This is a genomic window from Rhizobium sp. Leaf341, from assembly GCF_001424325.1.
GTDB lineage: Bacteria > Pseudomonadota > Alphaproteobacteria > Rhizobiales > Rhizobiaceae > Ferranicluibacter.
Window position 1 is genome coordinate 153,880 of record NZ_LMPE01000005.1, and the last position, 22,899, is coordinate 176,778.

Genomic DNA, 22,899 nt, shown 5'->3' on the forward strand with positions numbered 1-22,899 from the left:
TCGCTCCTCAGCGGCGGTTCTTCAGGCGCATTGCAGCCGTGGCGGGATCGATGTCCTCGCCGCGGGTCTTGGCGTCCCGGATTTCAGTCTGGATGGCGGCGGCGACCTGATTGCCGTCCGAAAAGTCCGGGCCGTTGTCGTTGGCCAGTTCCTTCGTGGTGACGGGCACGGGCAGCTTTTCGAGCAGCTCGCGGAAGGCGCCGCGCGGAGACGTGGTCTTTTCCGTGCCGGCTTCCGAGAAGGTCAGCACGTCGTCGGACATTTCCGAAAACAGCGCGATTGCCGTGTCCTTCAGGCCGATCGGCAAGCGGCCGGCGGCAATGATGCCCTCGACGAAGGAAGCGTCGGCGGCGGCCTGGGCCTTGGTGCTGGCCTCAGAGAAGGTCGTTTCACGCGCCTTGATGGCGGCTTCACGGGCATCGAGATCGGCAAGCCGTTCGGCCTCCGTCTTCTGGACGATGGTCATGGGAGGATCCTTGATGGTTTCGGAGTAGGTCGGCCGCACCTCTTCCTCGCGCGCTTCAGCACGCATGGAAGCGGCGTTGTCCGTGATCTGGTCGATCTCGTACTGCGGGATGATCCGGTCGGCCGTCGCGATATCGGCGGTCTCGATGAAGTAGTCGCGCATGCCGCGGAAGAGCCGGCCGATGCTGTCCATCGTCCAGGCCGTGCGCCACGGTGTCTCGGCAAACTCCAGGACAAGGTCCGTCGCCTCGGCGAACTCGATCCCGGCAAGGCCTTTGACGGCCGGCGGCTCGGCGCCCAGAAAGCCGACATGACGGAGATGGTAGGAGCCGGGCGTCGGATTGCCCGGAGCGGCCGGATCATAGAGCGCGGCCGAGACCTTCAGGAACTTGCCGTCGCGGACCATCTCGGAAAACGACGGGTCAAGGCGGTCGGGCTCGGCAACCAGCCGCCCATCCTTCACGGAGAGCGCCTTTACCCAGCCGAAAGCCGGTGCGTTCGTCTTCGGATGGCCGACAACGATCGGCGCCTGGTGATTGGCCGGATCGTAGGACGAGGCGATCGCCGCAACATCGGCGTCGGAGAAGGTGATCGCCTTCCCCTGCGTCGAAACATGGCTGCCGGTTTTGAAGATTTCGAACGGTTTCATGCCCGGCATCTAAGCCGAGCGACCGCACCTCGTCGGGACCGCGAAATCGCACACCGAGGAACAAAGGCGGGAAAGCGGAACGGAAGGGGCGAAGCGAATGCCGCACACGATCTTCAGATCGTTTTCAAAGCCGTTTCAAAGCCCGCTGGCGCGTTTGAGGCACCTTTGCGCCATCACCGGCCCTTAACGCGCACCATTGGCCTCCTGAGCCCGATTTGCAAGCGGCCTATTTTTGCTCGATCGCCTCGACGAAGTGGTCTTTGACGATATCGAGAATAGCGGCGATCGATGCCTCGTTAAACCCAAGGAACTGCCGCTTCGGAATTTTCACGCTCTGAACCTTGAAGGTCTGCCCACCCATCGAGAACACGAGCGCCTCGGCCGTCTTCGGACGGATCGTGCCGCCCTCGTTGTGGATCCTCGCATAGACTTCGTTCGAGCCGATCTCGACGCCGTCGCCGGCGAGCTGCCAGACGATCTGGGAAAGGCTGCGCGTCTCGCCGCGCAAGATGCCTGGGCCTTTCTTCGTCTTGGCATAAAGCGGATTGAGCGCCGCCCAGGGCGCACCGTCCGGATCTCGCTGATCAATGAAGCGCCGGCGCGTGACCTTGGCCTCGAACTCACCGATGTTCTTCAGCGCGGGCTTGATGTTGCCCGCAGCGGCCAGCAGCCGCGCGAGCGCGTCGTTGATGGCTGCTTCGTCAACTGTGATGGTCGCGGCTGCCATGCGGTCTCCCGTTGTTCTGCGACGGCGACAGTGCTATATTCTGGCTGTCGGTCGATCGAGGCGCCGGAGCCCTCCGTAGATCTTCTGATGCAAAGCGCGCCCCGGCAGGCGCGCTTTTTCTATTCCGGCCGACGATAGAGCAGTGCGCCGCGGCGATAGGCCCGCAGATAGTCTTCCTTGGTATCGAAGCCCGTTACGGCCACCCAGCCCTTGCTGGTCCATTCGAAGCGCACAAAGAGCTGTCGGCCGTCCGGCAAAACAACGCGTTTCAGGTAGGCGCGCCGCAAGACGACGCCGCTCCTCACCGCGGCCCAATCTATCCAGATCTCGTCCGGCGCGATGATGGCGTCGGCCAGCAGCTTGGCATACTGCCCACGGCCGCGCTTGTCGCTCTTCAGGCCAACAACGGTCCCGTCCGGCATACGCTGCTCAAACAGCGACTTGCTGATGGTGATCAGCCCCCCGGACTTGTCGCGGAACGGACCTTCGCCCTTCTTCAGGTCGAACCGCTTCAGGAAGCCCTCGACATAGGCTTTCGGCTCAAGCCCCTCCGGCATCAGATCGCGGCTCTTGGCGACGGTCGGCTCAGGAAGATCCGGCAGGTTGGCCGGCGCCGGCACGTCTGGCCCATATGGCGGGAGCGGATCGCGCAGCTCGGTCGGGACGACACCGTCGAGCCATTCCTTCCCGACGTTGTATTCCCAGCCCCGATCAATACCGCTGATCCGTTCTTCCTTCTCGCCGGTTCGAGGGTCGATGCCCTCATACTTCACCAGCTCGGGCGCCTCGTCGGGTGCATCCTTGCCCAGCGCCTGCATCTCACGTCGCGACAGCGCCTCGACATCGCATCCGCATCCCCAGCCGTTCGGTGGGTAGATGCTGTCCCAGATCGGATCGGTTGCCGCCCACACCTTGCCGTCCCAGGCCAGATGCTGAAGGCGCGGATGCAGCGCGCCGGAATGCACATACTGCCAGTACGGCCGATACTTCAGCACATCGGGATCTGTGAGCTGCTTGTAGCGCCCGGCCATGTAGCTCGTGCGCATGTTCGTCGTGTAGATGATCCGGGCCCGCCACGCGCGCCTTTCCCCGTCCGTCGATCCACGCGCGTTAAACAGCCAGCCAGTGCGATCGACGATGGCATCAAAGTCCTTTTGGAACTCTTTGAAGCCTGTTCCCTGGGCGCGTGCCTTCTCGATGGCCGTGCGGAAATCCGCGAGCATGTCATCCCTGGTGACGCCGGCCACGGAAAAACCGCGGACGTGGCCGGTATGCTTCAAGTCATCGTAGCGCCTGGTCGGGAGATTGACCTTGCCGGCAAGGAAGTCGATCGCCTCCTGAAACGGGATCTGCTCACCGGCCATCGACGGATGCCACGCCTTCGAGCTGGGCCAGCATCGCGGCCTGTTCGAGGAGCTGGGCAAGATCGTCCACGCCCATCTCCGACGACAGCCGCGCCAGCCGCAGCGTCAAGTCGTCATAGTCTCGCGCCTCGGCAAATTCGGTTCGGATTTGCCCGATCATGCTGTCGAACACGCCGGCGCCGGCGGTCTCCAGCTGGTCAGTCAGATTTTCAACGACACGTTCGCTGTTGGAGCGGGTCGGCGGATCGGCGAAGTCCAGATTGTCGAGCGCACCCTTGCCGGGCGAGCCCGGCACTGGCGGCTTCGTCTCCGGCTCCGGTTTCTCGATCCATTCCCCGCCATATGTGTCGTCGATGTACTGCGGATCCTTCGGACGATACCCCATCTTGAAGATCGTCTCGTCACACTTGATCTTCTCGTTCAAATCCTCGGCCTCGGCAAAATCGCGCCAGACGTTCGGAACGCCGGCGCCGGGGAAGTTCAGCTCGACGATCCAGCGGACGATGGTGTCTTTGATCGTAGCTGAGATCAGATCGGCATCTGCCTTGGCGATCGCAACGCGTACCTCGTTGTGCACTTCGCCAAGGGATCGAGCACCACGTTCACCGGAGTTTGTGGTCAAGGTTTCACCGAGGACGGCCTCGCTCATCAGCTCGTCGAGATAGCGGTTCAACTTCTCGAACACGTCGCCGCCGCCAGCCTTTGCCTCGAGTAGCTCGACAATGACGTTCTCCGGGACCGCGATGCCAGTATCATTTGCAAGCTGGCGGATCGCCTCCAGCATCTCGTCTTGGCGCTGCTTGTCGTAGCCGCCTGGGTAAATGATTTTCGTCGTCGGCGTTCCGTGCTTCTCAACCGCACGGAGCCACTGCGCAAGCGCATTGCGCTTCATCCAGGCGGGCCAATAGAGCACGCTGCCAAGGCCGATGCCGTAGGGATCGTCCTCGTCGTCGTCGATTGAATGCCGGTGAACCACGAATTTACGATCGGGAACCGGCACACCCTCGACCATGGCCGAGCGCGTCAGAAGCCGCAGCTGGCCATCCATATCGAAGCGGAAGCGACGCTGTTTCTTGACCTTGACGGCCTGCAGCGTCCAGACGCCGGCAACGTTCGCCCAGAGAACCTCGGCAACCGAAAAGCCCTTCAGGACAGCCCCCATAAGGCCACGTGTGAGCTTGTCGAAGTCGATGGCCTTGAGCTGACGTGTGACCTCAGCGGCCGCGCGCTTGTCGAGATCGCTTTCGGAGACCTCGAACACATTCCATTCGCGGCTGACGACTTCGAGCTTCCGCTTCTGCAGGATGGCAAAGGCGTGCGGATCGCGCCGGATCTCGTCGTAGAGCTGATGGCCTTTACCCAGGCCACGGGTCCGCAGGATCTCGTCGGTCGGGTGCATGACGCCCGCGAACTCCGGCACGAACGGGTCCGTCCGGATCGTTGCGATCTCCATCGTGGTGTCAGCCATCTCAGTACCCCGTAAAAGCGGAAAGATCGGAACGTGCGCCGACAGCGCCGTAGCCTCCGGACGCGTCTGTGAACTGGCCAGCGGTCGGTCGATCGCTGCCCGTCACGCCGGCGCCGGCTTCGCCACCGTCCTGCTCGCTCGCATAGATGGCCAAGGCACCGGCGACGGCACTGTCCCCGTGGCGGGCAAAACCATCTGCCCCTTGCGTGCGGGCATCGTCTGGCACCTTGGCGATGCCCTTGGTCATCTTCAGGAGGCGGTAGTCGCCGAGCACGTCGTCATCGAGCGGCAGCTCGAAGGTGCCGTCCTCGAAGCCGGCTTTCAGCTTCGGCATGTTGAGCATGTACCATTGCTGCGAGAGCTTGATCTCGGAGACGAACGATACCCCGAAATGCTGGCGTGCCGCTTCTGCATGTGCCGCCCCGTTGCCCGTTGCGTCGAAGGCCGCGTGAAAGAAGCGCGGCAGATGCTGGCGCAGGAACAGGATGATCTGGCGCTGACTTTCGAACGGCACGTTGCGCAGCTCAAGAAGGAACGGTGTGCGCAGGCTGGTGTCGAGACGCACCTGAAATGGATGGATCACGGACAAGTCGCCCGATCGGCCAAAGTCCTGCCCAAAGCCGGAGCGCATGGTCGGATCGAGACACTTGAGATGCGGCAGGAGCTGCTCGTTACAAAAATCCGCGATCTCGGCATCGCGCAGGGCCTTCGGCCAGTCGACGAAGCCGTCCGGCGACGCCCAGCGAATGACCGGGATATCTTCCTTCATCCGCGACATGATCAGCGATCGGGGAAGGAATGCACCTGACGACATCGCCGGGATGCAGAACAGCTCCTCGTCGGCGCCGGCGCCGTAGAACTTGATGATGTCCTGGCGCCAATCGGCCTCGGCCTCGGCCGACCACGGCTTGCCCGTCACATAGGCGATGCGCTCATAGAGGCCTTGCTGCAGCGCCGTGTCGAAATCGATGCGCAGATGCTTGTAACTTTGCCGGCCGGCGTGGATGTCCTGGATCTGTTCGTTGAAGTGATTGTCAAAGCCGTCATGCGTCGAGCAGACAATGACCTGACCGCCCCACATGAGAAAGGCGAGCGCCGCCTTCAAAAGCTCTTCAAGGCTATCGACGAAGGCCGCTTCATCGATCATCACCACGCCCTGCTTACCGCGCAGGGTGCGAGGTGCCGACGACAGACCGACGATCTCGAAGCCGGACGAGAACTTGATCCGGAACGCCTGGATGGCGCGCTCGCCATCCTTGTCAGAGTCGTCCCAGATGAACTCCTGCATCTCAAGGGCAGCCTGGGCGAAAGCTCGGGCCCACATCGCGCAGGCGTCGATGAACTCCCGCGTCATCTCTTGGCTATAGGAGATGTACATGAAGTCCATTCCGCCGGCTTCGCGGGCACGCGCAGCGCGGAGGACGGCATAAGCCGCACACGCCCATGTCAGGCCGATACGTCGCGACTTCTCGACGAAGAGCACCCGGCACGCGGTTGTCTCGAGGAGGGCGAGCGTCTGCTGCTGATACGGCAATAGCGCCTTGCGGGCGCCGATCCGGTTGATGACCGCGTCTGTCGAGATGCGTCGCGCCTCGGCCCACTGCTCTTTGCTGATGGGCCCGCTCATTTCGTTCCCACCCCGAGGATCTGATCAAGGATCTCGCTTGCCGTCTCGTCGGTGAGACCCTTGGAGCGCTGGACAAGCTTGACGGCCTCTTCCGCCTTGGAAGCAAAGTCCGCCTCGACCTTCTGACGCCTGGCTGTCGAGACGCCCTGCGCCTGGCTGGCAGCGCGCAGCGCGTTCGCAAGTGACATCGCACCCTTCGGATCAAGCCCTGCCTCGCCGGCATTGGTCAGCAGTTCGAAGATCAGCGTCTTGATCGCTTCGGCCGCGATCAGGGTCAGATCGTCGGAAGATTTGGCATCCCACTTCTCGGCGATCGTCGCGGCGATCTCGCGCGTCTGGTTGAGCCGGTTCGACAGCGTAGCGAGCTTGATCGAATAGCGGTTGAAGGCCGAGAACGACGGGATCGTGAATTCCAGCTCGCCGCGATGTTCACGCTTCAAGCCCTCAAGGGCCGCAAAGAAGTCCTGGTAGATGTCGATCTGCGTCCGGTCGCGGTCCTGCAACTCGGCCGCTGCCTTGGCAACGATCGGCGCGCACTCTTCCGGCAGAAGCTCGATACCGGAGAGCCTGCTACGCATGCGAGCTTCCAGCAGGCGGAATGATCGCGCGCGACGGCCGCTTCACCCCTTCGATGATCGTTTCACGGAGAAGGTGTCGCCAGCCGAGGTCGGTCAGCGTGCCGATCTTGACGGAGCCAGCGTCCACGATCGTGATGGCGCCCATCATGCGAAGGTAATCCATCTCGCCGTGGATCCACGACCGAGGCTGGCGAATGACGAACGTCTGCAAGACGAGCTCAATCGTGCTGCTCGACAGGCTTTCGTTCACCTGTTCGGAAAGAGCCCGGAGAATGATCAGGCGCGCGTCTTCGCGCATGACCTTGTCGTAATCGATCGCAATCGGGATCATCAGCCCGCCTTCTTCATCTGGTCAACCAACACGTCGTTCAAACGCTCCCCGATCGCCTGGATCGGCTTCAGGCGTTCGTCCATGGAGGAGAAGCGGCCTTCGAGCGTCGCATCCTGCTTGTCGAGACGGCCAACGATCGTCAGCATCGTCATCTCGATCCGGTGCGTCGTTTCCTTGTCTGGCAAATGCTTCATGTCGCTCTCGATCGTCTGAATGCGCCGGTCGTGATCAATGAGCTTGGCCTCGTGCTTGGCGACGCGCTCCTCCAGCTTCCTCTCTCCAGAGGAGAGAATGCCTTTCAAAAGGATCGCAAAATTCACGATGGTCATGGCAGCAACGATCCAGGACATGAGCGGCGCCAGATCGAGAGCGACAGTGTTTGCTGTGTTCACCGGTGATACTTCTCTGCTTCGACGAACGTCTGGCACTCGGTGCACCTGCGGGCAGATGGCAAGGCTCGACGTCGTTCTTCGGGGATCGGATGATCGCATGCGATGCAGAGATCCGTTCCGGTCTGCAAAAGCGCGATGCTTGCAGCTTTAACGCTGGCATCGCGCTCCTGTTCAATTCTCGCCTGGGCGAGATCGAGGGCGGCTTCCGAAGTTTTCACCGACGGGTGCCTGCCGACGGAAGCGCACCTTCCCTGCTGGCAGATCCTTCTGCAGGCGAACCGCCGGTCGCGGGCGCGGGCAGAACAAGGACCGGAGGCTTCGGAAGGCCGAGAATATGCGGCTCGAGCAGCTGCCGGATATCATCCGGCGAAGTCTTGCCGAACTGCTTGAGGGCATCCGGTACCGAGTGCAGGACGTATTCGACGGCCTGGTCGACCGTGCCGCCCGGCAGAAGCAGGAGCTTCGCACCGTTGGCCAGCGCCGACTGGAGAGCGTCGCGGTGCTTGCCCTCGATGCTAATGCCGAACCAGCGGCGCGCCATCATGGAAATCACGGCCAGAAGGCCGACGATCAGAAAGTTGAACAGCTGCGGGAGCAGCTGCGACATGAGCAGTTCTTTCATGCGGCGATATCCTCGGAGGGTGTGTAGGGCTGGATCATCGCGGCCGTTTCCCGGCCGACGATACCGTCGACGACAAGGCCACGAGCGCGCTGAAAGGTTTTCACGGCTGCTTCCGTGCCGGGACCAAAGTCTCCATCGATCGCCAGAAGGTAAAAGCCGGCAGCTGCGAGGCCGCGCTGGAGCTGGTCGACGGCCTCACCCTCGGAGCCGCGCCGTAGAATGGCGACGTCGTCTTCGATGTTCTGATTGGCTGCGATGATTTGGACCTGAAGCTGCGTAAGGGCGGACTTAGCCTTGCCAAGCTTGAGGCGGCGATCGTCCAGACCATTCCGGCCACCATTGATCACCCTGGTCACCGCGACGAGATCGTCACGGTCGGCCAGTGCGTTCAGATTGCGGGAGGACCAATAATAGAACGCGGCCCATGCGGCCCAGGGAAACTCGGCAACGAGTTCCGGACGGGCTTCGAAGTCTGGACAGCTGCGATCGATTTCCCGCATCCAGATAGTGAACGCGAAATAGTTTGCCCGGCCGGTCAACTGGATCGGGCCGCGGCCTTTGAAGCGCTTGCCGTCGCCGGCCTTGATGTTGCCGAGGTCCTTGCGTCCCTCATATGCAGCGCCAGAAGCGTATTCTTGTGTCGTGGCGAAACTGTCGCTCTCATGGGCGACCTGCGCCAGAAGGTGAGCAATCCGAAGGGCAGACGTTACCTTAAAACGCGTCAGCATCTCCGGGAGGTACGGCGCAAAGCCACCAATCACAGCGCGCTGTTGCTGGCCCTTGGCACCGGACAGACGCGGCACGACGGCGTAAAGCGTGGCAGCATCGACAGACAATGCCAGTGTCTTGGTGGTCATAAAGAAAAGCCCCGTTGGGATTGGGGCGACAATGACGGAATTTGGAACGTAGAGCGGGCCTGCGAAATCGCAGCCCGAGGAACCTAAAGCAGCTTGAGCTGCGGGTCGGCCGGCGGACGTCTGCGACGGTGCTCGGCGACAGTGTTTTGAGAGATGCCCAGGGTACGGACAATCTCGTTCGTTGAATAGCCCTTCTCGATGAGATCAGCAATGGCAGCCGCCCGACGACGCTTGTCGCCAGCTATGGCCTGCGGGATCTCGATCTTCATGGAACCGAAGGCTGCGGCGATCTTCTCTGCCGCGTCCAAACCGACGACCTGGACGAGCCAGTGATCGGCGGTCACGTGTTCCGGAATGTATACGCGCTCCCCAGGCCGTGCCCGCCCAAGCGCAATCGCCGCTTCCTCGCCTGCAACATTGGCGATGCGGTTGAGAAGCGGCGTGAGCCAGACACGGTCAGAGGGATGCCCGTTTGAGTTCATGGTGCCTTCTTTTCCCGGATGCGCCGGCCGAAGGCGTTCATGACTGTGATCCATTCGTCCTGCGTTAGCGCGCGCCCCGACACCTGCTGGCCGAGAATACCTTTCACGGCATCCCAAAAGGCCCGTGGGATCTTCGCCTCTGCCTCACCGACCAAAAGGATCCATTGCGCCAAGGCAATCCGGTAGCCTTCGGCACGCTGCCACAGCTGCAAGCGCGAATGCTCACTCCAATCCACGCGTGCCTCGCGGCTCAGCCACTTCTTCAGGGCTTCGATCACCTTGCGAGCGTCTTCGGCATTTTGAAGCCAACGCACATGGTCGATGCCGGTCTGCGCTTTCACGAAGGCAATCAGCGCGGCGTCATCCCGATCGCGGACCACGCCGAGGTTGAAGCCGGCAATCCAGAGCGCCTGCAGCTTGCCAGCATACCGGCCGGACAGCTTTTGTTTCCCGTTCTGTCGGCACTCGATCGGCTTGAAACCGAGGCGGCGAAACTCGGCAATGACAGCCTGACGCTCTTCCTCAGACATGTCCTTGGCCGAGGACTTGCCGGTGATAAGCTGAAGCTTTGCACGATAGATGTCGTCGTCAAGGCCGAGCTGCTTCTGAGCGATCTTGATGGCGGCGAGCGAACTCATGACCATTTCTCCCAAAGCGCGTTTGCAATGATGCTGAGATTGACGCTCAGGAGTTTGCCATCTTCGATGGTTTTAACCGCCAGCGTGCCGTGATCTGTTGTGTGAATATTGAACCCCTGCCTTTCATGTTCTTCGACAAGGGCAGCAACGATCTCATCACTGTTCCGATAATGTCTCATGCGCTCTCCTCGGACGCCGTCTGGTCCACGCGCGTGGCTGCCATCATGAAGCGCGGCTTGAAAACATGGGCGTAGACATGCTCCACGGTCCATCCAAGCGCCTGCATCTCGGCCCACTTCTCCGCGCCGGCGGGGTCACTCGAAGGGAAATGCGCCTCTATCGCCGCCTCGGCAGTAGAGCGATACGTGTGGCCGACGAGCACACCGGCCGCATTACACAGCGCGTACCCCTGCGAATAGCTGTTGACGGGACGAGGAGCGTCAGAAGACGCACCTCCTTCAGCCAGGCTGCTTTCGGTACCCTCGATATCGTCGTTCGTCATTGGACCGCCTTTATGCTTTGGCCATGTCGATGGTGACCGCTCGAAACTCGTCGGTGAGTTTCTCTCGGCGGTAGAAGCGCACGTATTGCTTCGAACCCGTCACTCTCATGGCATCACGAATGGCGTCCATGGCACGCTTCCATCGGGGATCCTCGATCTCGTGCCGCATGAGCATGAAAATCTCAGAGCGGTTGATTTTTCCTTCGCTGTCGGTGTTGAAGGCACGCGTGACGATGGACTGGATCTCAGGTCGGCTGTCGCTCGACCATTCGTTCAAGCACTCGTCGATCAAGCTCTTTGCGATATGCAGCTCTGATCCGAAGTCGATCAGCTCCTGCACCTGAACCTGTACCTTCATAAGCCCGTCGAAAGTTTGATAGGTTCGGTTGCCTTTCGCGCCTCCGACCTTCGCATTGTACTCCTGCGCGATCAGAGCGTCGTAGTCACCGAGGTCCGTCATTGTGTGGCCACGAAACCGACCGATCTGCTCGTTTAGCGAGACTGCAAAACTCATGATCTTGCGAACGATCTCGTCTTCAAGCTTATGCTGCGGTTTGACCATGGAGAGCGGGACATACGAGCCCTTGGCATCGACCATGAAGTCACGGCCGTTGATGGCGATGACACCGTCGCTTCGTTCTTCCAGGATAACTGCGTCCATTTTCATCGTCCTTTTTTCAACGCGTCGTCGGCGTTCTTGAGGTCTTTGGCGGTAGCAACCACATGCTCGCGGGCTGCTTTCTCGCCGGGTGTGTATTGCGCTTGCTCGAACCGGCTCACGGCTCGTTTCAAGCGGTCGATTGAGAGGCGGACCGCCCGAAGGCGGCCCCTCGTATTGGCTTCATCACGGTTGGCGGCTTCGATGAGGCGAAGGTTCACGATGTCGTCGATCTCCGGCTGAAGCCGTCTCAGTAGGTCAGCCTTCGGAAAGGCAAACAGCAGATCGAGCGTTTCTCTCATGCTGCATCGCCTCCTCCATTCCGTGTTGGCTGCGACGGACGACGGCTTGGAAAAGCAACAACATTGCCGCCAACCGATGCTGGACCTGCGTTGTGGCGCACAATCGCCAGCTGTCTGCCGAGGCTGCGGTTCTCCTCCTCGGTCTCCTCCGCAAGCGACACGACCGTATTCATTCGACGTATCCACGCGGCGATCTCGTCGCTGGTGAAGTGCTTGCCGCCATGGACGTAGTCTTTAAGCCGATCGCGAACGACCGCCGCATGTTCTGACGCAAGAGCGCTATTGGTCATGACTTCCTCCCAAAATCTGGACGAATAACCGTGCCTTCCGGGGGCAACATGTCGGCCAAGGCGTCCGTGGCGGTCTGTTCGATGCGGGTGCGGTATTCGCGGCCGGCTTCGGTTTCACGAAGGATGGCAAGCTCTAGCTCCATGCTTGTGGCGAGCTTCTCAAGGATGCGAAGCTTCTGATCCAGCACGTTTGCGAAGACAGAACCCGCCAGCACATTCTTGGCTCCGTCGCGCAGTTGGCCGAGTTCGGTGCTCAGCGTCTGGTCGAGAGCCTTCCTCATGCAATGTCTCCCAGATCCCGGTTCTTCCAGGCCATCTGCAAGTGCTTGAGCGTCACTTCGTCGCCATCGCCGATCGCTGCCATCGTGGCGAGCTTCATGGTGCGGTCGATCTGCCGGAGAGCGCCTGGCTTGAGGGCGATACCGAGGAGGAACCGGATCATGTCGTCATCCTGGACATCCCAGGCGGCGATCAGGGTTCGTGCATCATCACCGCGGCTCGGCTCGCGCTTCAGGCGCTTGTCAAAGCGGGACAGAACCTGCGCGCGGCTGGAAACCGACCGCGACCGCTCTTTCATGAAGTCGCTGGCCGTGTCCTCGTTTCCGAGTAGTGCAACGCCGCATTTGTTGATGTCGACGAAGTGACGAAGCTGGTTGATGGCCTCCGGCACAAGGTTTTGCGCCTCGTCGATGATGAGGATCGAACCGTCGCCGATCCTCTGGAGTTTGCGGCCGATCGCGCGGACCAGGCGCGCGGGGTTGTGCTCAAGCACGTCCAGTTCGGCGGCAAGCTCGACGAGCATGCCGTGAACCGTCTTCGTATTCGGGCTGATCGTGGCGAGGTAGGAGTGCGGCCGGGTCTGGCAGAAGTGACGTGCCGCCGTGGTCTTGCCGACACCGGCATCGAGCGTGATGGCGACGAAGCCGGCGGTCACCTGGGCGTAGGCGAGCGTTTCGAGGATCTCGCGCGCAACCAGCGTTTGCTGGAAAACCGGCGAGACGGGAACACGAGAGGCAAGGCCCGAGCTTTCCTCAAGTGCGGCCAGCCAGTTGCTGACCTGAATGTTCTGGTTGACCAGAACACCGAGATATTTGCCCGATGCCCACTGCGAAAATGTGCCTTCCGCAATGTCGGTCCGGCGCGCAATCGCCGTCTTGCTCCAGCCATTGGCCGTGGCCACGCCGATGACGCGCGAAATCAGAGCGCGCCAGATCTCGACGTCCTGCGCCGGATGCTTGGCCAGAAACTCGGCGCTCGGCTGCGGGTGCTCCCATCCGCTACTTGTGCCTGTGGTTTTTTTCATCTACTTGGTTCCTTGCATAAGTATCTTCGGGCGCCCCTTCACTGTGGCGCCCATTTTTTTGGTCGGAACCGTACGCATTACTTTTCGGCTCTGGTCTTACGGCCGGGCTTTGACGACCCTGCCGCTGTCTTCCCCGTGGGGAATGGGATGATCGCGGTCTCCTCGCCCATGATCCGGGCAAGTCCACGCGAGAAACTGTTTTCGAATTCGCCCTCGCCGATCGCCTCGACTGATGCGGCCGGAGCGAGGTTGCTGCTCGTGATGAGGCGGGTGACGACCGGACGAGGCGCTGGCGCTTCCGGGCGCTTCTCGGCCTTGCGTGCTTTGGCGTAGAGGTCGGCCAACTGGTCGGCCTCGATCGTGCGATTGAGTTCGAGCAGCGACTTCTGCGCTTTGGCATAATCCGAGGCTTTGCGTGCCGTCTGGCGGGCGGCGGCTTGGCAATCGAAGCCATGGGCAAGGATGCACTCAGCATCGCCGAGGAACCGACCCGCACCATCGTAGAGCTTGATAGCACCATGCAGGTTGGCCGGGTCGAACCGGATGGTCAGCTTCTTGCCGATCCACTGGTTGAGAACTGGCGCCCAATAGCGGTTGCCGGCGTAATGGATCGCGCCGTCCGGTTTGCGGGCCGTGACGTTCTCGGCTGCGAGCATCCAGAGGGCGCGCTGCGCTGTGTTGGAATAGCGCAGGATGGTCGAGGGTTCGGCGACCGACTCCGCAAAGATCGCGTTGAAGCTGCGGCCGCCGGCCATTTCCGTCCGGCGACCTTCACGAGCGTTGTGCTCTTCCACCATGGCCGCGACATGCTCTTGGAGCACGTCGAGCTTGACGGCCGTACGACCATAGTTCTCGGGCTTCTCGTCCACGTTCGGCCCTGTGTAGGCGCCCGACATGGCAGGGTGGCGCGAGATCTCGTCGGCCAGATCCCTCCAGGCCCGCTCGATTGGCTTTGATCGACCGGAGTACGGCTTGGTGAAATGCGCGTTGATGTCGAGGGTCTTCAGAAGACCAGCGACCTCGTCCTCTGTGATCTTGAACCGGTTGCGGGCCGTCGCCTGACCAGAGATTTTCTTCGAGGCAAAGGCGCGGCCGTTGTCCATGTAGATGTGGTAGGGCAGCGCGCCGTCCGCGTTTTCGATCATGGCGCCGATGCAAGAGCGTACTGCTTCCCATGTCTCTGCCTCAGACAGGATCCACGACAGGACCTTGCGAGAGTAGATGTCCTGTATCCCGATGAGGATGACGCGGACAGGAACCTTTTTCCATGGCACGCGCACGAACAGATCGAGCTTGTGCCCATCGGTGTTGACCATCTGCATGGCGTGCAGGTGAGCAACGGACCGGGTCTGCGCCGGAAACAACTGAGCGGCCGCTTCCTTACCGTCCCGTGCCAAGATCTGAACCGCCTTCGGCACCTCAGCCTCAAGGCGTCGGCGCAAGGAGCGCTCGGAAGGGATCGGCGACCAGCCGTTTGCCTTGGCGGCGCTCATCATCCGGCGGAAACAGGATGTAAACTTCGGCTTCTCCGGCCGAAGATAGTCCGACTTCAAAGTTGCCCAAGCTTCGGCGTGGCAGTCTGCGCGATCGACGACAAGACCGCTGACCGCAGACGAGAATGCAGGAGCCAGTGCAGCAAGCCAATCAGCTCGCGCATGGCCTTCAACCATCTGACGCCAACCATACAGGGTGGTAACGGCGATATCAGCCATGCGGGCGCAGTGCTGCACAGCCGCGGTAGCGGCAATGCCTGACGCCTTCATGTCATCGACCGCGATCAGTACATCAAGCCGCTTCCGGCAGATGGCTTTATGCTCGTCGGTCAAGGCTTCAAAGCGCGACCAAAGCTGCTTCGAGACGCCTTTGACGGGGGCTGTCAGGTCGGTGTTCAGGAAGGCGATTTTCTGCCGGGCCTCGGGCGGCAGGAGCGAATAATGAAACTCGCGGCCGCCCCCGCGCTTCGCAATTGCTCGCGACTTGCCAGGCTGATGATCCCATGCCGCGCGATCGGCATGATCGTGGATCCGCCGGACAGATGTCGGCAGGCCCGGCAGCTTGGCCTCAGCGAGTTCCGGAATGGTGAACCACTCTTTCATCACCGGCCCCTTCGCTTTATTGTAACAGGACGGGCCTGCAGGGACTTCAGCTCGGCTGCAAGCTCGCGCTGCTCCTGCTGAAGTCGCGCGATCTCGGCAAGCCGGGCTTCGTCGCCTTCGAGCAGGATCAGCCCGTCTTCACTCAGCACCACATCCCAAAGCCAGACGGCTCCGGTCGCACGAACGAACGCCTTGAAGCGCACGAGGCTGATGTCATGTGCCGTCTTGCTCTCGGCCGTGTAGGCATCGAGCGCGCCTTTCGACACGGACGATAGGCCAAGATAATGGGCCATGCGGGCGGCTATCGTCGGCCGGTCATGCGGGCATTCGCGGATAGCACGGGCCATTTCGCGCTTCAGAAGCGAGCGGAAACGATCGAGGTCGATCCGCTCGGCAGCTTGCCGCACAGGGAATACAGCTTCGGAAAAGAAGTCGAATTGGTGAGGATCGCGCTTCATGCTGCACGCTCCAAGAAGGAAAAGTCCGAGGTCGACCCGATATGGTCGAGGAAGCGACGTTGCGTTTCCTCGTCGGCTTTACTCCAGAGCGCCGCCATCTTGTCGAAGATTGCCTGCTGCGGATCGGCCTCGGGCTTCGGGCCTTTCAGCCACTGTAGGATAGGCTTCAGGTCCGGGCTTTCCTTCAAGGCGGCGGCTACCTTCAGCTGATCGTCGGCAGAGAGCTTCGCCAGTTTCAGAAGAGCGGACTGATCGGTTTCGGCGTCAGTACCGCGGACGGCTTGGCGCAATGTGGGATGCAAATTTTGACCGATACGCGTTACATGAAAGTAGGTGCGGCGACCAAAGCCAAGCCGCTCCTGGACAGCTACAGAAAGCTCACGCCCAGAGGCAAACATCTCAGTGCAATCGTTGCACTTTGATTTTCGATCTCCGCCGACTGTAATCTTTCCATGTTGTTCTTCCCAAAGTTGGCGATACGTCATGACGAAGATGGCACGATCGAGCGGGTTCAGCTCATTGCGGTAGAGGTTCTCGGAGATCTCGAGCATCTGCGCTTCCTGCGCATCTGCCTCAACGATAATGGCGTCGATTTGAGTCCACCCAAGCAGTTTGGCTGCCGTTGTGCGATAACCGCCAGCGACAAGCGTGAAGGGCGTGGCACCCTTGTTCTTTGCAGGCGTCCTGCGGATCATGATCGGGCTGATCTGGCCGCGCTCGGTAAGTGAAGCGGCAATCATCTCAACATAAGCAGGATCAATCGGCCGGAGCCGGTCGCCGATGTGGATGTCGGAGAGAGGTGCACGAATGAACTTAGCCATTAGGCGGCATCCTCAACGGCTTCATGGAGGGCAGTCATGAACAGGTCGTTGGCGCGAGCAGCGATTGCCCGGTACGTCCGCTCGAAGACGGGCTCATCGCACCGGTAATCGACCGTGCGCACAGCCTGGCCAACCATCGTGCGTCCGACACTGAGCAGCACCATCACGCGGCGGCGCGGGATGCAAAACTGAACCATAAGGATGTGGATGGCGACCTGTCTGGCGAGTGCCGCATCGAGCATATCGACCGGCGGATCGATGATGAAGCGGAGCGGCAGGTGGCTAAAATGGGACCGGCTGGCACGATATGCAGCTGAGACCATCGCCTGCAGGCGCTCTTCTGCGGAAAAGGGGTTGATCTGGCTCACAGGCTGGCCCTCGCAAATGTTGCGATGACCGCAATCAGACCCATGACGACCACGCTGAAGATCAGCGTCGTGTCGGCAGCCCGGCAGATTGGCGAGCGACCCGGAATGAACGGATTATTGCCAAATTCGGGCGTCACTTTCGCCATAGGCTTGAGTGCGAAATTGCGCGAGAGTTCGGTCTTGGCGCGGACGGCGCTGTGACTGACGGCCGGGGACTTCAGGTCCCTGCGGCAATTGTCGCGGTAGGCTAGAGCAGACGGTTGTTCGTTCGCGCCCACCATTACGCGGCACTCCGGCCAACGTTGGCATATTTGGGCGAAAGGATCTTGGATGTCGTCTTGGGATAACGATCAGGGAAAAGCAGCTCGACAGGCTCGCCCAGGAAGTCGGCAATTGCCTGCTCGGATTTCGCGTTGGGTCGGTTCCAGATCGTGCGGAAACCCCCAGGACTGACATTGTTGATTTCGGCCAGCTTCGTTAAGGTCATCCCACGGCGGCGAAGTTCGCCTAGGATGGCGTGACGGTCCCACTTTCGGAGCTTAGTCATCTGGTTTCTCCTGCGAAAAGCGGATGTTGGCGCATCCGCTTTTTGTTGAATGGTAGTGAGCACAAGCAGCCCGCTTTTTGCGGCTGCTAATGATAGGAGTAAATTCGATTTCAGATTTTGTAAAGCTGAAATCGAATTTATGCGGATGGTATTTTGGTGAGACCGGAAACCGAGCCGAAGACGCCGCTGGCCCAACGCTTGCGTCAGTTCCGCCGCAATATCGGGGACATCGACCGGGACCAGGTGGCGCTGAATATCGGCGTAAGCAAAAGCGCTTTAGCCTCGTACGAGCGAGGTGACACTGAACCTTCGGCCTCGGTCTTAAACGCGTATAGAGAGCGCTACGGTGCCAATTTGATCTGGCTTGTCACCGGTCAAGAGGAAGAAGCGGGAGCTGGCCAAGTCGTCCCTGCAGGACCATTATCGTCGGAATTCATTCGTCTACCGCAGTACGACGTGGCCGCATCCGCTGGTCGTGGCGTCGTTACCTATGTAGAGCACGCCGCAAACGAGGTAACGTTCGAGAAGCGCTTCCTCCGTGGCCTCGGCGCACAGCCAGAAAGCTGTTTCCTCATGTGGGCTAAGGGAGACAGCATGCTGCCGACCTTCCCTGACGGAGCAATGCTGATCGTCGACCAAAGCCAGCAAACCGTTGATGATGGCAGGATCTACGTCTTTAACGCTGAGGGCAATTTGCTGGTAAAGCGCGCTAGATGGCGGTTTGACGGCAGCCTGGACCTGATGTCTGATAATGTCGCCGGCAATTATCCGGTTGAGAGCTTCGTGACCGATCGCATCGTCGATCTTATCGTGGTCGGGCGCGTCGTGTGGTACGGCCGCTCGGCGTAGGTCAATTTTCCTAACCAATACCTCTATCTGAGAATCTTTTCCAAGCCCAATTGACTCCAAATCGGCATGAGAACAAACTAGGAACATCCACGGCGTTTAAGCAAGGAGTTTCCGATGTCCTTACAGACCAAATACATCATTGTGCCCTTCAAAAAGGTGAAAGGCGGAGCGATCGTCCCAGGTGAGATGCGAACGGCATCTAACGAGGCATTGGCGGAGCGGATCGCGGAATCAATGTCCGAGCGGTTTGCCGGAACTGCTGCTTTCGAGGTTCTCGCTGATATGGAAAACGGAGACATGACGAGCCCTCGTCTTCTTTGCAAATTTGGTAGTATCGTCGATTTCACACAAGAAGCAGCCGCAGCATGAGCGCGGTCAAGGAAGTCGAGAAAACACAGATGCCGGAGCTCGAGCAGGTCCTGGCATATCATAACGGCAACACAATCGCCGCCATTGAAACTTTGCTCAAGGATTGCCGCCACCTCCGAGAGCAACTGTCGTGGGCAGGATGTGCTCTCAGCGTTGGATACACACGCGGCTGGCGACCGGTCCCTGATCGAGACTAGCCCTGCCGGATAAAAACGGCCCAGGCAATAACATCCGTCGCTGGACGCTCCACGAAGCGGCGGATGAGGGACAACTAGTTAACTTGGCCTGCACCTACTACCGGACCATGAAGCGCTCCCGCGCCAGTGATGTCCACCGCCTCTGCGGAAATCTAACGCTCGACCAATTCCTGATCGGCTTCGCTGCGAAACTGCAGGAAAGAGCATTACCTAATTGCAGACTTTAAGGCGCACTACGAACCGAACGTTGGCATCGGCAGTGACGCTGCAAGAAGTCTAAGTCAACAACTGGCACATTCGATTTGGCGACGCTGGGCTAAGCGGCCTGCAATTTGGGTTTTCAACTTATCTGCGGTCATTTTATCAGTGGAAGCTCTGAGAAGTTTCTTCGTTTCGACAATCTTCTTCAGCTGCCTATTTGGAAGTTTCAATGACCCGTTGCGAACAATGACGCCCGTGATGTCAGCTGGACAGCAAACAAGGCTCACTTCTTTTTCCCGCTTTAGCCTGAAGCCATTCTTTACGATCGTTTGTTTGACATTCCATACCAACGCGCCCGGCACGGTCTTCCCAGAGATGGTGATATCGTCCGCGTAGACACTCAAAATGCAGCCAGCTCGATGCACAAGTGCAGCGACCTCACCCCACATCTTTAGATTTGAAAAATACGCAAGGATCGGGCTTGACGGAGAGCCTTGGGGAAGCCTGCCGCTGTCGGTTACAATTGCCACTAGGATCGCAGTTACATCAGGAGCACATTTCATCACGGTCCTGAAGAACCAAGCGACCCGATTGGCGGTACAGCTTGGAAAGTAATCAGCAATATCCAAAAGCCAGAAGGCACTCCCCTCAATATGTGCTCTGGCGTTATCAACATAAGACACGCCCCTCACTGGACTACACAGATAGGGTGGCGCCTTAACGCGTGACAGAAGGTCGGCTATTCGCCCCTGCAACTTCTTTAGAGGATCGACCGGAATATCGATAGGGCGGAAACAGTCCGCTTCATGAGGTGCCGGAGGTTGGGTTAACCACGGCGCGGTATCGCTATCCTTTGGTTTCCAGCGTTTTTTGTATTTGACCTCAAGCTTCTGGACAAGGTTCAGATGATCCGGTGAGCAGAGCAAAACACTCGCAAGTTTTTTCCGCGTTCCGATATTGAAAAGCGCACTATCTCGTAAATCATGCGATTTCACCGCCCTATGCGACATCGGAAAACGACCTTTGCTCGATTAATTGGAGAAAATTTATAACTTTAGACGCAATAAAGGTCTTTGCCTTTTCGCCTTTTCCAGCTCCCTCGATGTTCTCCGAAAAAAACATAATAGAAGACGCAGGAATCCCGAATGTCTTCGCATACCGGTCAATGATCTCTAGAGAGGGCGTCTTATTGCCACTCTCAATTTCAGAAAGATGTGATTTGGATATCCCGAGTTTTTCTGCTGCTTCACGCTGCTTAAGATCGTGAAACACGCGAATTAATCTCAAGGCTTCGGATAACATATGAAACTCCTTTCCTTGTAGATATTAGGTTAACGGCGTATCACGACGGTCCGAAGATATCGTGGCATATCCGCACTAGGCGAAATATGGTCAAAGCCAGACGGAGAGTCGACTTCAACATTCGCGGATTTTTGAGCTGTCTCCAGCACCACCTGACGAACCGAACCCGGCGCGTCTTTTTCCCGCTCTTTAGCCGCTGCTGCTGGCGATCACTTTCTTCTATAGACATGTAAAGTTCCTCTGTTTGCCCGTCGGGACCATCCCTAAGGGTCGTCACCAAACAGAGTCGGAACCAGCAGCACGCACCTTTTACCTAGAAGCAGCCCGCTCGTTAGGGCTGCTTCTGCTTCGCCCGCCCGCCACGGCCTCCCCTCTCGGGTCGCCCGGCGTCCGGGTAAGATCAGAGGACGCGAGGTCCTCCACGGTATCCGCATATGCGAATACCTGAAAATGACGACTTCTTCCGCTCGTGATCTAGAACAAGAAATAGCCGAGTAGCCGGGTGATTTCAAGAAGTTTGTTCGCTCTTAGCGAACTTTTTTAATCAGCTGACCCGTAAGAGCGGGGCTCGCGCGGGACAAAGATCCCTTAAATGCATATGCTAGATGATGTGTCGTCCCGATCGCATGTATCGCATTTATGGAACGACCAACACGTTCACTTAAGCGCCTAAGATGAGACAGCCGCTCCCGGCCACCTATCCCCGCTTATGAAACCATCTCGGCCCAGGATCATATGGCGGGATTCTAACGCCTCGACACCGAGAGCCCTTCTCTCGGTTATGCCGGCTGCTGCTCAAGGGATCGCATAAAAACAAGCTCCCTTCAGCTCATTGCAATCAGTAAGCGATCAACGTGCAGATTACATACATTCCAGCGAGAATCTTGATAGGCTGTCTGCAGGCCGAATCAGGGAGCAGGTAATGAAGATTGTATCCGTCATCAACTACAAAGGTGGGGTTGGGAAAACTACGGTCACTGCGAATTTGTCAGCTGAACTTGCATGGCGAGGCTATAAGGTGCTGATGATCGATCTTGATCCGCAAACAAATCTGACTTTCTCATTTATTCGCCCTGACGAATGGCAAAACTCACTGGCGGAAACAAAAACCATCAAGCAAGCTTTCGACTCATTAATTGACGGCTCTACGTTCGACATTAACAGCTTAATTGTTGAGCCTGCCCGAGTAAAACAAAGACTTGATGGAAATGGCAAGCTCCACTTGATAAGCTCTCACCTTGGCTTGATAAATGTGGATCTCGACTTGGCGACACTGCTTGCGGGTGCCAATATGAAGCAGTCAAAAAAGAACTTTTTGAAAGTTCACAGGCGGCTAGCAGATGGTATTGCTGACATTCCATCTGGCGAATATGACGTTGTGCTGATTGATTGCCCTCCCAATTTTAATATTGTCACCAAGACGGCAATTGTAGCAAGTGATTACATACTCGTTCCCACGCGCCCAGATTTCCTTAGCACCCTTGGGATTGACTACCTCATTCGCAATATGAACGAGTTGGTACGCGACTATAACGATTACGCGGAAGAGGGCGAGGATGCGACCGCCCCTATCATGCCTTCCACAATCGGAGTTCTATTCAACATGATCCAAGAGCGCTCGGAAGCCCCCATCCAGGCTCAACAAACTTATATAAGCCAGTTGAGCAGGCTTGGTGGCCTCGTTATTTTCGATGATTACATCAAGCGGAACGATACTTTATTCGCCAGCGCACCTGAAGAAGGTGTACCTGTCGTGCTGAAAGGCACAACAGGCGGAACTTATAAATCAGTGGTTGATGGCCTTGAAGCTGTCGCGAGTGAATTCGTCGACAAAATAGATCTGTAGGGCCTAATATGACTTCCGGAAATAAAGATCTGGCAAAGCTGATACGATTGATCGCGGATGTAGCCGAAAGCGAGAACGACGAGCTAATAGCTGCCGTCTATAGCAGTGCGCGCAGCGCACGAGCTGAATTCAGTAAACGGCGAAAGCTTCCGGTAGAAGCTCCTGAGAGGCCTCCGGCAATATCTGAGGATGAATTACGTCGCTTGGAGCAATTTGAAAGTCGGCAAGAGTTGAGCGTTCATTTGAAAGAGCTATTTCCACGTAAGAGCGATGTCGATGCAGTTGCTCGCGCGCTGAAGATATCGTTGTCGAAAAATTTCAGTTATGACGATGCAGTCGAGAAGATAATAGACGCTTCTATTGGATACAAAATCAGGTCCCGTGCGATACGGGGTGAGTAAAGCATACTTTATAGTACGACGACTTCAGAAAGTATTCCAAAGCCTTGACGCTGTGACACTCTTGAATTTTTCCGGCTGCGTTACTGTTGAAAAGGGCTCGACACAAGGTAAATCTCTGAGGATTAAACAGAATCCGAAGACCGGACACAATGACCTTCTTAAAATTGGCTAGGAGCGTGCAACTCTGCC

General features: G+C 58.6%; 32 protein-coding genes. 4 read left to right on the forward strand and 28 right to left on the reverse strand.

What is annotated here, in order from left to right:
- Window positions 1–7 precede the first annotated feature (7 nt).
- From ASG03_RS07925 to ASG03_RS08040, 26 genes are all read right to left on the reverse strand, one after another.
- Window positions 8–1,114 carry a peptidase gene (locus ASG03_RS07925; protein ID WP_156381765.1) on the reverse strand — a complete coding sequence of 369 codons (1,107 nt, stop codon included), beginning with the start codon at window positions 1,112–1,114 and terminating at the stop codon, window positions 8–10.
- Between the two features lie 226 nt (window positions 1,115–1,340).
- Complete coding sequence (locus ASG03_RS07930) at window positions 1,341–1,841, reverse strand: phage virion morphogenesis protein (protein ID WP_062693194.1); 501 nt, start codon at window positions 1,839–1,841, stop codon at window positions 1,341–1,343.
- 119 nt (window positions 1,842–1,960) lie between these two features.
- Window positions 1,961–3,088: a PBECR2 nuclease fold domain-containing protein gene (locus ASG03_RS07935; RefSeq protein ID WP_244475198.1), complete on the reverse strand. Its 1,128-nt coding sequence runs from the start codon at window positions 3,086–3,088 to the stop codon at window positions 1,961–1,963.
- A gap of 106 nt (window positions 3,089–3,194) precedes the next feature.
- The gene (locus ASG03_RS07940; protein WP_062693196.1) at window positions 3,195–4,673 is read right to left on the reverse strand and encodes a DUF935 domain-containing protein; all 1,479 of its coding nucleotides are present in this window, start codon (window positions 4,671–4,673) and stop codon (window positions 3,195–3,197) included.
- A 1-nt stretch (window position 4,674) separates the two neighbouring features.
- Entirely contained in the window at window positions 4,675–6,300 is a 1,626-nt protein-coding gene (locus tag ASG03_RS07945; RefSeq protein WP_062693197.1) for a hypothetical protein, read from the reverse strand.
- Window positions 6,297–6,878: a DUF3486 family protein gene (locus ASG03_RS07950; protein WP_062693198.1), complete on the reverse strand. Its 582-nt coding sequence runs from the start codon at window positions 6,876–6,878 to the stop codon at window positions 6,297–6,299. Before ASG03_RS07950 ends, ASG03_RS07945 begins: the two co-directional genes overlap by 4 nt.
- Window positions 6,871–7,209: a VpaChn25_0724 family phage protein gene (locus tag ASG03_RS07955; protein ID WP_244475199.1), complete on the reverse strand. Its 339-nt coding sequence runs from the start codon at window positions 7,207–7,209 to the stop codon at window positions 6,871–6,873. The genes ASG03_RS07950 and ASG03_RS07955 overlap by 8 nt, the downstream gene beginning before the upstream one ends.
- Window positions 7,209–7,601 carry a Clp protease gene (locus tag ASG03_RS07960; RefSeq protein WP_200934693.1) on the reverse strand — a complete coding sequence of 131 codons (393 nt, stop codon included), beginning with the start codon at window positions 7,599–7,601 and terminating at the stop codon, window positions 7,209–7,211. Before ASG03_RS07960 ends, ASG03_RS07955 begins: the two co-directional genes overlap by 1 nt.
- Complete coding sequence (locus ASG03_RS20995) at window positions 7,598–7,819, reverse strand: TraR/DksA C4-type zinc finger protein (RefSeq protein WP_082475618.1); 222 nt, start codon at window positions 7,817–7,819, stop codon at window positions 7,598–7,600. The genes ASG03_RS07960 and ASG03_RS20995 overlap by 4 nt, the downstream gene beginning before the upstream one ends.
- Window positions 7,816–8,223, reverse strand: coding sequence for a hypothetical protein (locus tag ASG03_RS07965; RefSeq protein WP_062693199.1), 408 nt, complete (start codon window positions 8,221–8,223; stop codon window positions 7,816–7,818). Before ASG03_RS07965 ends, ASG03_RS20995 begins: the two co-directional genes overlap by 4 nt.
- Window positions 8,220–9,080, reverse strand: coding sequence for a peptidoglycan-binding protein (locus ASG03_RS07970; protein ID WP_062693200.1), 861 nt, complete (start codon window positions 9,078–9,080; stop codon window positions 8,220–8,222). The genes ASG03_RS07965 and ASG03_RS07970 overlap by 4 nt, the downstream gene beginning before the upstream one ends.
- Window positions 9,081–9,163: 83 nt before the next feature.
- Window positions 9,164–9,562 (reverse strand): helix-turn-helix domain-containing protein, encoded by a 399-nt coding sequence (locus ASG03_RS07975; RefSeq protein ID WP_062693201.1) that lies wholly within the window; start codon window positions 9,560–9,562, stop codon window positions 9,164–9,166.
- On the reverse strand, window positions 9,559–10,200 hold the full coding sequence (locus ASG03_RS07980) for a gp16 family protein (protein WP_062693202.1): 642 nt from the start codon (window positions 10,198–10,200) through the stop codon (window positions 9,559–9,561). The genes ASG03_RS07975 and ASG03_RS07980 overlap by 4 nt, the downstream gene beginning before the upstream one ends.
- The gene (locus ASG03_RS07985) at window positions 10,197–10,379 is read right to left on the reverse strand and encodes a hypothetical protein (RefSeq protein WP_062693203.1); all 183 of its coding nucleotides are present in this window, start codon (window positions 10,377–10,379) and stop codon (window positions 10,197–10,199) included. The genes ASG03_RS07980 and ASG03_RS07985 overlap by 4 nt, the downstream gene beginning before the upstream one ends.
- Window positions 10,376–10,702, reverse strand: a complete 327-nt coding sequence (locus ASG03_RS07990; protein WP_062693204.1) for a hypothetical protein — start codon at window positions 10,700–10,702, stop codon at window positions 10,376–10,378. The genes ASG03_RS07985 and ASG03_RS07990 overlap by 4 nt, the downstream gene beginning before the upstream one ends.
- A 10-nt stretch (window positions 10,703–10,712) precedes the next feature.
- The gene (locus ASG03_RS07995) at window positions 10,713–11,363 is read right to left on the reverse strand and encodes a DUF3164 family protein (RefSeq protein WP_062693205.1); all 651 of its coding nucleotides are present in this window, start codon (window positions 11,361–11,363) and stop codon (window positions 10,713–10,715) included.
- A 2-nt stretch (window positions 11,364–11,365) separates the two neighbouring features.
- Window positions 11,366–11,662: a hypothetical protein gene (locus tag ASG03_RS08000; protein WP_062693206.1), complete on the reverse strand. Its 297-nt coding sequence runs from the start codon at window positions 11,660–11,662 to the stop codon at window positions 11,366–11,368.
- Window positions 11,659–11,952 (reverse strand): hypothetical protein, encoded by a 294-nt coding sequence (locus ASG03_RS21385; protein WP_156381766.1) that lies wholly within the window; start codon window positions 11,950–11,952, stop codon window positions 11,659–11,661. Before ASG03_RS21385 ends, ASG03_RS08000 begins: the two co-directional genes overlap by 4 nt.
- Window positions 11,949–12,233 carry a hypothetical protein gene (locus tag ASG03_RS08005; protein WP_062693207.1) on the reverse strand — a complete coding sequence of 95 codons (285 nt, stop codon included), beginning with the start codon at window positions 12,231–12,233 and terminating at the stop codon, window positions 11,949–11,951. Before ASG03_RS08005 ends, ASG03_RS21385 begins: the two co-directional genes overlap by 4 nt.
- Window positions 12,230–13,255 (reverse strand): AAA family ATPase, encoded by a 1,026-nt coding sequence (locus ASG03_RS08010; protein WP_062693208.1) that lies wholly within the window; start codon window positions 13,253–13,255, stop codon window positions 12,230–12,232. The genes ASG03_RS08005 and ASG03_RS08010 overlap by 4 nt, the downstream gene beginning before the upstream one ends.
- 77 nt (window positions 13,256–13,332) lie before the next feature.
- Window positions 13,333–15,351, reverse strand: coding sequence for a transposase domain-containing protein (locus ASG03_RS08015; RefSeq protein WP_062693209.1), 2,019 nt, complete (start codon window positions 15,349–15,351; stop codon window positions 13,333–13,335).
- A complete protein-coding gene (locus ASG03_RS08020) occupies window positions 15,351–15,809 on the reverse strand; it encodes a hypothetical protein (protein ID WP_062693210.1) in 459 nt (152 codons plus the stop codon). The genes ASG03_RS08015 and ASG03_RS08020 overlap by 1 nt, the downstream gene beginning before the upstream one ends.
- Window positions 15,806–16,630, reverse strand: a complete 825-nt coding sequence (locus tag ASG03_RS08025) for a ParB N-terminal domain-containing protein (protein ID WP_062693211.1) — start codon at window positions 16,628–16,630, stop codon at window positions 15,806–15,808. Before ASG03_RS08025 ends, ASG03_RS08020 begins: the two co-directional genes overlap by 4 nt.
- A complete protein-coding gene (locus ASG03_RS08030) occupies window positions 16,630–16,998 on the reverse strand; it encodes a hypothetical protein (RefSeq protein ID WP_244475200.1) in 369 nt (122 codons plus the stop codon). Before ASG03_RS08030 ends, ASG03_RS08025 begins: the two co-directional genes overlap by 1 nt.
- Window positions 16,995–17,279 carry a hypothetical protein gene (locus ASG03_RS08035; RefSeq protein ID WP_062693212.1) on the reverse strand — a complete coding sequence of 95 codons (285 nt, stop codon included), beginning with the start codon at window positions 17,277–17,279 and terminating at the stop codon, window positions 16,995–16,997. Before ASG03_RS08035 ends, ASG03_RS08030 begins: the two co-directional genes overlap by 4 nt.
- Window positions 17,279–17,545 (reverse strand): helix-turn-helix domain-containing protein, encoded by a 267-nt coding sequence (locus ASG03_RS08040; RefSeq protein WP_062693213.1) that lies wholly within the window; start codon window positions 17,543–17,545, stop codon window positions 17,279–17,281. The genes ASG03_RS08035 and ASG03_RS08040 overlap by 1 nt, the downstream gene beginning before the upstream one ends.
- A gap of 156 nt (window positions 17,546–17,701) precedes the next feature.
- Here ASG03_RS08040 and ASG03_RS08045 point away from each other — a divergent pair, with 156 nt between their 5' ends.
- Both ASG03_RS08045 and ASG03_RS08050 read left to right on the forward strand, forming a co-directional pair.
- On the forward strand, window positions 17,702–18,394 hold the full coding sequence (locus ASG03_RS08045; RefSeq protein ID WP_244475201.1) for an XRE family transcriptional regulator: 693 nt from the start codon (window positions 17,702–17,704) through the stop codon (window positions 18,392–18,394).
- Between the two features lie 114 nt (window positions 18,395–18,508).
- Window positions 18,509–18,763 (forward strand): hypothetical protein, encoded by a 255-nt coding sequence (locus tag ASG03_RS08050; protein ID WP_062693214.1) that lies wholly within the window; start codon window positions 18,509–18,511, stop codon window positions 18,761–18,763.
- Window positions 18,764–19,241: 478 nt separating this feature from the next.
- On the opposite strand, the gene ASG03_RS21005 is transcribed toward ASG03_RS08050, so the two are convergent.
- Window positions 19,242–20,171: a reverse transcriptase family protein gene (locus ASG03_RS21005; RefSeq protein WP_082475620.1), complete on the reverse strand. Its 930-nt coding sequence runs from the start codon at window positions 20,169–20,171 to the stop codon at window positions 19,242–19,244.
- Window positions 20,161–20,463: a helix-turn-helix transcriptional regulator gene (locus tag ASG03_RS08055; RefSeq protein ID WP_062693215.1), complete on the reverse strand. Its 303-nt coding sequence runs from the start codon at window positions 20,461–20,463 to the stop codon at window positions 20,161–20,163. The genes ASG03_RS21005 and ASG03_RS08055 overlap by 11 nt, the downstream gene beginning before the upstream one ends.
- Window positions 20,464–21,385: 922 nt before the next feature.
- Between ASG03_RS08055 and ASG03_RS08060 the strand changes: the two genes are divergently transcribed.
- Window positions 21,386–22,309, forward strand: coding sequence for a ParA family protein (locus ASG03_RS08060; protein WP_062693216.1), 924 nt, complete (start codon window positions 21,386–21,388; stop codon window positions 22,307–22,309).
- Between the two features lie 8 nt (window positions 22,310–22,317).
- The gene (locus tag ASG03_RS21390) at window positions 22,318–22,710 is read left to right on the forward strand and encodes a hypothetical protein (RefSeq protein ID WP_156381767.1); all 393 of its coding nucleotides are present in this window, start codon (window positions 22,318–22,320) and stop codon (window positions 22,708–22,710) included.
- Window positions 22,711–22,899: the final 189 nt, after the last annotated feature.

Excerpts from the sequence above, each read along its gene's own strand:
- ASG03_RS07925 (WP_156381765.1), bottom strand. The coding sequence starts at position 1,114 with ATGAAACCGTTCGAAATCTTCAAAACCGGCAGCCATGTTTCGACGCAG.
- ASG03_RS07930 (WP_062693194.1), bottom strand. The coding sequence starts at position 1,841 with ATGGCAGCCGCGACCATCACAGTTGACGAAGCAGCCATCAACGACGCG.
- ASG03_RS07940 (WP_062693196.1), bottom strand. The coding sequence starts at position 4,673 with ATGGCTGACACCACGATGGAGATCGCAACGATCCGGACGGACCCGTTC.
- ASG03_RS07945 (WP_062693197.1), bottom strand. The coding sequence starts at position 6,300 with ATGAGCGGGCCCATCAGCAAAGAGCAGTGGGCCGAGGCGCGACGCATC.
- ASG03_RS07950 (WP_062693198.1), bottom strand. The coding sequence starts at position 6,878 with ATGCGTAGCAGGCTCTCCGGTATCGAGCTTCTGCCGGAAGAGTGCGCG.
- ASG03_RS07955 (WP_244475199.1), bottom strand. The coding sequence starts at position 7,209 with ATGATCCCGATTGCGATCGATTACGACAAGGTCATGCGCGAAGACGCG.
- ASG03_RS07965 (WP_062693199.1), bottom strand. The coding sequence starts at position 8,223 with ATGAAAGAACTGCTCATGTCGCAGCTGCTCCCGCAGCTGTTCAACTTT.
- ASG03_RS07970 (WP_062693200.1), bottom strand. The coding sequence starts at position 9,080 with ATGACCACCAAGACACTGGCATTGTCTGTCGATGCTGCCACGCTTTAC.
- ASG03_RS07975 (WP_062693201.1), bottom strand. The coding sequence starts at position 9,562 with ATGAACTCAAACGGGCATCCCTCTGACCGTGTCTGGCTCACGCCGCTT.
- ASG03_RS07980 (WP_062693202.1), bottom strand. The coding sequence starts at position 10,200 with ATGAGTTCGCTCGCCGCCATCAAGATCGCTCAGAAGCAGCTCGGCCTT.
- ASG03_RS07985 (WP_062693203.1), bottom strand. The coding sequence starts at position 10,379 with ATGAGACATTATCGGAACAGTGATGAGATCGTTGCTGCCCTTGTCGAA.
- ASG03_RS07990 (WP_062693204.1), bottom strand. The coding sequence starts at position 10,702 with ATGACGAACGACGATATCGAGGGTACCGAAAGCAGCCTGGCTGAAGGA.
- ASG03_RS07995 (WP_062693205.1), bottom strand. The coding sequence starts at position 11,363 with ATGGACGCAGTTATCCTGGAAGAACGAAGCGACGGTGTCATCGCCATC.
- ASG03_RS08000 (WP_062693206.1), bottom strand. The coding sequence starts at position 11,662 with ATGAGAGAAACGCTCGATCTGCTGTTTGCCTTTCCGAAGGCTGACCTA.
- ASG03_RS21385 (WP_156381766.1), bottom strand. The coding sequence starts at position 11,952 with ATGACCAATAGCGCTCTTGCGTCAGAACATGCGGCGGTCGTTCGCGAT.
- ASG03_RS08005 (WP_062693207.1), bottom strand. The coding sequence starts at position 12,233 with ATGAGGAAGGCTCTCGACCAGACGCTGAGCACCGAACTCGGCCAACTG.
- ASG03_RS08010 (WP_062693208.1), bottom strand. The coding sequence starts at position 13,255 with ATGAAAAAAACCACAGGCACAAGTAGCGGATGGGAGCACCCGCAGCCG.
- ASG03_RS08015 (WP_062693209.1), bottom strand. The coding sequence starts at position 15,351 with ATGAAAGAGTGGTTCACCATTCCGGAACTCGCTGAGGCCAAGCTGCCG.
- ASG03_RS08020 (WP_062693210.1), bottom strand. The coding sequence starts at position 15,809 with ATGAAGCGCGATCCTCACCAATTCGACTTCTTTTCCGAAGCTGTATTC.
- ASG03_RS08025 (WP_062693211.1), bottom strand. The coding sequence starts at position 16,630 with ATGGCTAAGTTCATTCGTGCACCTCTCTCCGACATCCACATCGGCGAC.
- ASG03_RS08035 (WP_062693212.1), bottom strand. The coding sequence starts at position 17,279 with ATGGTGGGCGCGAACGAACAACCGTCTGCTCTAGCCTACCGCGACAAT.
- ASG03_RS08040 (WP_062693213.1), bottom strand. The coding sequence starts at position 17,545 with ATGACTAAGCTCCGAAAGTGGGACCGTCACGCCATCCTAGGCGAACTT.
- ASG03_RS08050 (WP_062693214.1), top strand. The coding sequence starts at position 18,509 with ATGTCCTTACAGACCAAATACATCATTGTGCCCTTCAAAAAGGTGAAA.
- ASG03_RS21005 (WP_082475620.1), bottom strand. The coding sequence starts at position 20,171 with ATGTCGCATAGGGCGGTGAAATCGCATGATTTACGAGATAGTGCGCTT.
- ASG03_RS08055 (WP_062693215.1), bottom strand. The coding sequence starts at position 20,463 with ATGTTATCCGAAGCCTTGAGATTAATTCGCGTGTTTCACGATCTTAAG.
- ASG03_RS08060 (WP_062693216.1), top strand. The coding sequence starts at position 21,386 with ATGAAGATTGTATCCGTCATCAACTACAAAGGTGGGGTTGGGAAAACT.
- ASG03_RS21390 (WP_156381767.1), top strand. The coding sequence starts at position 22,318 with ATGACTTCCGGAAATAAAGATCTGGCAAAGCTGATACGATTGATCGCG.